Genomic DNA, 6,403 nt, shown 5'->3' with positions numbered 1-6,403 from the left:
TATTTTAAATTCCAAATTCCAAAATTTATTTTGCTTCATTCTTGGAATTTGGGATTTGAAAATTGATTTTTTATTCAGTTACAGTTTTAATGAAAATATCGTTTACACTTGGGATTTTCTCAACGAAATGAGTTACTTGTCCACGTTGAAGTAAGGTATTTAATAATTCATTTGGTGTTGCAGTTCCAAGGTTGATTTCTAGTTTCAATTCGTCGTTTAGTGATTTGAAATCGGTTTGAGATAGTGTGAATTTTTGTGATAAATCGTACATCAAACCTTCGATATTGTCGCTTAGAATTCCGACTTCGTAGCTGTTGGTTCTGAATTGTTTTTTGACATCGGTTAGTTTTCCTTCGATTAATTTATTCGATTTGTGGATTAAAGCAATGTAATCGCACATTTCTTCAACGCTTTCCATTCTATGCGTTGAAAAAATTACAGAAGTTCCTTGCCTGTTTAATTCGATAATTTCATCTTTTATCAAATTAGCATTTACTGGATCAAATCCGGAGAAAGGTTCGTCGAGAATTAATAGTTTGGGTTTGTGTAAAACGGTTACTACGAATTGCACTTTTTGAGCCATTCCTTTGGAAAGTTCTTGCATCTTCTTATTCCACCAACCTTGAATTTCTAGTCTATCAAACCAATAATCAAGCTGTGTTTTGGCTTCTTGCTTTGATAACCCTTTTAATTGTGCCAAGTACAAGCATTGCTCACCAACTTTCATGGTTTTGTATAAACCGCGTTCTTCTGGCATGTAACCGATTAAGCCTACATGTTCTGGTCTTAAAGGTTCGCCATCTAGAATTACTTGTCCGCTATCGGGCATTGTAATTTGGTTGATGATTCTAATTAAGGATGTTTTTCCGGCGCCATTTGGACCGAGAAGTCCGTAGATGCTGCCTTTTGGAACTGTAAGAGAAACGGAATTAAGTGCGGTATAATCGCCATATTGCTTAACTACATTTTTTACTTCGAGGATATTGTTCATATAAATTCCAATTTTAGAAATTCCAAATTCCAATTGATTTTTTGAAATCTCTAATGATTTTTGCTATTGTTATTGAATTGGTAAAAGTACTGAATTAGTAGCTATATGAAAGTGTTTGTTACAAAAAAACCCACCCTTATTTTGACACAAGGATGGGAAAAATTGCTATGAAAAAGAAATTACTTGTTTCCAAGTAATATCCAAATGTATAAATAATTTTATAATTACGAAAACATATCTTTAACTTTTTCAAAAAAAGATTTATCGGTCTTTTCTGGATGCGGAATAAAGTTGTCGTCGGTTAATGATTTTTCAAAGAATTGACGTTGTTCTTTGGTTAAAGTTTTTGGTGTCCAGACGTTTACGTGAACTAATAAATCACCACTTCCGTAACTATTTAAACTCGGAATTCCCTTACCTTTTAATCGTAGAATTTTACCCGATTGAATTCCTTCTTCTAGTTTAATTCTTACTTTTCCGTTTACTGCTTCGATGTCTTTTGAAACACCTAATGCTGCTTCTGGAAAGCTTACATATAAATCGTAGTGAAGATTTTCGCCTTCACGTTTTAAAAATTCGTGTTCTTGCTCTTCGATGGCAACGATTAAATCACCTGCAATTCCGTTTCCTGGTGCATCGTTTCCTTTTCCAGAAACTTTAAGTTGCATTCCGTCAACAACTCCAGCTGGAATTTTAATAGAAACTGTTTCATCTTCTAGAATCATTCCTTGCGCATCGGCATTGGTTGGTTTGCTTTCAATAGTTTGCCCAGAACCACCACATGTTGGACATGTAGTAGCCGTTTGCATTCTACCCAAAATAGTGTTGGTAACTCTTAAAACTTGCCCTTGACCATTACAAGCCGAACATGTTTTATATTTTACACCGCTAGCTTGAACTTTGCGTTTTACTTTTACTTTTTTCTCAACTCCGTTGGCTATTTCTTCTAGAGTAAGTTTTACTTTAATACGAAGATTACTACCTTTTGCGCGTCGTTGACCTCCAGAATTTCCTGAGAAACCTCCAAAACCACCACCAAAAATATCACCGAATTGGCTGAAAATATCATCCATATTCATGTGACCGCCACCACCATAACCTCCAGCGCCATCGAATGCTTGATGTCCGTATTGATCGTATTTGGCTTTCTTTTGCGGATCGCTTAGAATTTCGTAGGCTTCTGCTGCTTGCTTGAAGTTTTCTTCTGCTTGCGCATTGCCTGGATTTTTATCTGGGTGAAATTCAATTGCTTTTTTTCTGTAGGCTTTTTTAATTTCGGCTTCAGTAGCTGATTTTGTTATGCCTAATATTTCGTAATAATCTTTTTTCATTTTTGAAAATAAATATGTTATGATTAAACGCGATAAATCGCGTTTCTACGGATAATTATTGACCGATTACAACTTTTGGATAACGGATGATTTTATCACCCAATTTGTATCCTTTTTCTAGAACATCAACTATTTTACCCTTTAGGTTATCTGATGGAGCTGGAATTTGCGTGATTGCTTCGGCATAATCTGCGTTGAAAGCATCGCCTGTGCGCACTTCTACTTCTTCTAATCCTTTAGAAACTAAGGTTGATTTTAGTTTTTCGTGGATTAATTCTACACCTTTTAAAAGCAATTCGTCATCTGATTTAGAAATTTCTACTAAAGCTCTGTCAAAATCGTCAAGAACTGGCAACATGGCTTGAAGTACTTCTTGATTGGCAGTTTTAAACAAGTCAATTCTTTCTTTTGTAGTACGTCTTTTGTAGTTTTCGAATTCTGCAAAAAGGCGTAAGAATTTATCTTTTTCAATTGATAATTCTTCTTCAAGTTTTTGTTCTACAGATAATTCTTCTGCAGAGTCAACTCCTAAATCTGAACCATTAGATTGATTTTCAGTATCTTGACTTGCGATTTCATTTTCATTTTCAAGAATTTCTTTATCAGTATTTTCAGTACTCATAGTGCTTTTATTTTTAAATATATTTTTGATATTCATTTGATTGTTTTAATCTGATACTTTTTAAAGCAAAAGTACTGCCAATTCTATTTGAATGTCAAATTGTCACCTGTTTTTTACCTCGAAGTCACGAAGATGGAACGAAGAAGGCACGAAGGACACAAAGTTTATAATTGATGATAATTAGAAACGTCTATTGAAAAACTGATTTTAGTAACCTCAAGATTGAGTTTAGCCCTGATTATCTCACGATAAAAATAATTTTCATAGGAGTTCGATGAATTTCATTTGCAATGGAAATCCTTTCTTTAATTGCCTTGGGTTAAAACCCAAGGCAATTAAATAAAGATTGCAATGGAAAGCAGGAAAATGGATTATAAAAATGCCTACTGTGATGCTCCTGATTTTTATAAAATAATTAAAATTCAACAATTTTCGGTCTTAAAAGAGAATGATTTAAGTTTTGAATTAATTTAATGAAAATTTAATATAATTTTAAGACTATTACGATTTCGAAAACACTATTTTTGGATTATAAAAGGTTTACGATTGGCTGAAAGGCAAAAGATATTATTAATTCAAAACGAAAAAAGTTCTAGCGAAAAACTAGAACTTTTTTTTATTTTATGCATTCTTGAAGTGCTTGTTGCGCAGTTTCGTATTTGAATTTAAATCCTTCGGCTAATGCTTTTTTAGGAAGAATATTTTTGTTGTTGAAGAGTAAAATATGCATTTCGCCAAGTATTAATTTCATTACAAATTGTGGCACATTGGGCAAAAATAAGGGACGTTTAAGCTGTTTGGCAATTTCTTTTGTAAGGTCTTGATTGGTAATTGAAACTGGTGCAACGGCGTTTATTATTCCTGTAGTTTGGTTTTGAATTACAAAGTAATATAAGTTGGCAATATCGTGTAAATGGATCCAGGATTGCATTTGCTTTCCCGAGCCAAAACCTGACCCAACGTACATTTTTATTGGTTTGATCATTTCAAGAAGTGCACCACCTTTGTTGGAAAAAACTACGCCTGTTCTAAGTTTTGAGACTTTTAGATGTAGTAGATTAAATTGATCGGCGCTTTCCTCCCATTTTTGAACTACATGACCAAGGAAAGTATTGTCTTTTTCTGGTGATGATTCGTCGTAGGTTTTGGAATAACTGTCGGGATAAATTGCGGTTCCTGATGCCGAGATATAATGTTTTACTTGATGTGGCGCTTTTCGCAGTAAATTGAACAATAAATTGGCCGATAATACGCGGCTTTCTATAAGTTCTTGTTTGTAGGAATTGGTCCAACGTTTTGATATTGATGCTCCGGCAAGATGCACAATTGTGTCTACTCCATCAAGGCAATTTTCGTCGATTTTTCCTTCTTGTGGATTCCAAAAAAATCCGTGGTAATTTGCTTTATTTTGAATCTTTTGAGGCGAAGTTGTCAAATAATGAACGGTATGATTGTTTTGCAAAAGCAAATTTGTCAATTCGTTACCTATTAAACCTGTTGCGCCTGTTATTAAAATTTTCATTTCTTTTTTTATTCAAAATTACGATTTATGAATCTAAAAATGAAGTTAATTGGTATTGGTTTAACTTTTGTTGAATTTTGTTAACCCTGATTTTATTGACTTTTCTGATTGGATTTTACAAGAATTTCACGAATTGGCACGAATTACTTTGAATATTGATTTCACGAATTCCTTGAATTTTAATGAGTTAATTTCAAAATATATTTTGCGAATTTTTAAGAATCTGAAACGAGTTCTTGAGAATCTAAAACAAGTTCAGATTAAATGAAAAATCCCAATCTCGTTCTAAAACGAGATGGGACTTTCGTTACAACTAAAACTATAAATAAATTCTAAAGGCCGGAAACGCTTCCGCCTGAAGTTTCTTCTTTGACAATTGTCTTTGGTTTATTGGTATATTCAATTGAACTTCCGCTTGATGCTTTTGCATTCAATGAAACTCTCGGATTGACGTTAGTTGAGCTTCCGCTTGTTGATTGAGCAACCACTTCATTAGCTAGTAGATTTCCAGCTTCGATTTCGCTTCCGCTTGATGATGCTGATGTGAATTTTAATGCTTTTCCAGACAATGTAATATTGCTTCCACTTGTTGATTCGCTTGAAATGGTATCGAATTCAGCATTTACATCTATTTCGCTTCCGCTACTTGATTTAACGTATACTTTTGTTCCTTTTAAAACTGATGCACTTGATAAATTAGAACCACTTGTAGTTTCCAAACCTTCAATGGTAGGCATAGTCACTCTTACAACTTCTTTCTCGGCACTGTAAATATTTTCTTCAGATGAAATTACTAAAGTTCCGTTTTCGACTTTTGTAGTGATGAGTTTTAGCAAATTTTCATCGGCTTCAACCTCAACTTTTACAACATCACCTTGCTCAACGATTACTTCTATTCCTCTATTTACAGAAATCTTAGTAAATGGTTCTGCTATTTTTCTTTGCTCTGTTTGAACGTTTCCGTTTCCTTTAGTTCCATTAATTGCAAGATTACAAGAAGAAAAAAGTAATGATACAATTGCTATGACCAATATTTTTGTACAAAAAACTATAAATTTTATCATGACTATTTAGTTTTAATGATTATTCCGTCTTTGTTGATTGTTAAACTTCCTTCATCACCTTTTCCTGTAGTGGTTTGAATTACTTCTTTACCATTTACTTTTACTGAAACAGTTTTGATAGTGTCATTTTCATTTCCCTCATTGATATTTTCTCCATCTATATCAAAAGTACCATTTATTTCAACATCACTTTCTTGATCAGGACAATTTAAACATTTTAATTCGTTGTTATTTACTTTATATTTATATCCTTCTGGTCCATAGTAGTAATCGAAATCAGCATTGTGTCCGCTTAAATAAGCTTCTACATTTTCGTTTGGATAATATACAATTCCGTTTGGTAAATATAAGTAAACTTCAACCATTTGACCTCTAAACTTGTTTTTAGTTTCTGTAGTAAAATAGTTATCTAAAATTAATTCATTACCAACTATTTTGTAGTTGTATTTAATCTTTTGAGCTCTTTGATTGGCTTCTGCAAATGATTTTCCTTGTGCTAGTTTTTCAATTTGAATGTATGGGAATGCTTTATCTGTTTTTTTCAAATGAATAGTAACATTTGTCGAATGAATTACTTCATTTCCAAGTGAATCTTGAACAATTCTATATTCACTTCTATCTTCAATTCTTTTTGAATAAAAATCATTGTAGGCAAAACTTACTTTAAGTGTATCTGTTGCAGCAACAGTCATATTTTGCTTTTCTAAAGCTTTTCCTGAATAAGCCAATTGATTAGCTTCACTAATTCCTAATGAAATTAAAATTCCAATAGCTATAATCCAAATGGCTAGCAAACTGTATTTTGCAATATTTCCTATTGATTTTAAATTAGTTACTAATAATTTCAAACCTAGAATGATAAGAAAAAACATG

The 6,403-nt window shown here is 32.8% G+C and carries 5 protein-coding genes and 1 pseudogene; all 6 read right to left on the bottom strand.

Annotated elements, in window-relative coordinates:
- Nucleotides 1-70: 70 nt before the first annotated feature.
- Nucleotides 71-991, bottom strand: coding sequence for an ABC transporter ATP-binding protein (locus tag DIU01_RS11250; protein ID WP_290834486.1), 921 nt, complete (start codon nt 989-991; stop codon nt 71-73).
- A 224-nt stretch (nt 992-1,215) separates the two neighbouring features.
- Entirely contained in the window at nt 1,216-2,322 is a 1,107-nt protein-coding gene (dnaJ, locus tag DIU01_RS11245) for a molecular chaperone DnaJ (RefSeq protein ID WP_290834484.1), read from the bottom strand.
- Nucleotides 2,323-2,377: 55 nt separating this feature from the next.
- A complete protein-coding gene (locus DIU01_RS11240) occupies nt 2,378-2,980 on the bottom strand; it encodes a nucleotide exchange factor GrpE (protein WP_290834482.1) in 603 nt (200 codons plus the stop codon).
- Nucleotides 2,981-3,560: 580 nt separating this feature from the next.
- Nucleotides 3,561-4,466: a TIGR01777 family oxidoreductase gene (locus tag DIU01_RS11235; protein ID WP_290834480.1), complete on the bottom strand. Its 906-nt coding sequence runs from the start codon at nt 4,464-4,466 to the stop codon at nt 3,561-3,563.
- Between the two features lie 332 nt (nt 4,467-4,798).
- Entirely contained in the window at nt 4,799-5,530 is a 732-nt protein-coding gene (locus DIU01_RS11230) for a head GIN domain-containing protein (RefSeq protein WP_290834478.1), read from the bottom strand.
- A gap of 2 nt (nt 5,531-5,532) precedes the next feature.
- Nucleotides 5,533-6,403, bottom strand: a pseudogene (locus DIU01_RS11225) (hypothetical protein); the annotation flags it as partial.

It is taken from the genome of Flavobacterium sp. (assembly GCF_003525665.1).
In the GTDB taxonomy this organism is placed as follows: Bacteria; Bacteroidota; Bacteroidia; order Flavobacteriales; family Flavobacteriaceae; genus Flavobacterium.
Note: the sequence above shows the minus strand (reverse complement) of the source record. Positions and strands in the feature narration are given on the sequence as shown.

Bases quoted from the DNA above. Each gene is read 5' to 3' on its own strand.
- DIU01_RS11250 (WP_290834486.1), bottom strand. From the start codon at position 991: ATGAACAATATCCTCGAAGTAAAAAATGTAGTTAAGCAATATGGCGAT.
- dnaJ (WP_290834484.1), bottom strand. From the start codon at position 2,322: ATGAAAAAAGATTATTACGAAATATTAGGCATAACAAAATCAGCTACT.
- DIU01_RS11240 (WP_290834482.1), bottom strand. From the start codon at position 2,980: ATGAATATCAAAAATATATTTAAAAATAAAAGCACTATGAGTACTGAA.
- DIU01_RS11235 (WP_290834480.1), bottom strand. From the start codon at position 4,466: ATGAAAATTTTAATAACAGGCGCAACAGGTTTAATAGGTAACGAATTG.
- DIU01_RS11230 (WP_290834478.1), bottom strand. From the start codon at position 5,530: ATGATAAAATTTATAGTTTTTTGTACAAAAATATTGGTCATAGCAATT.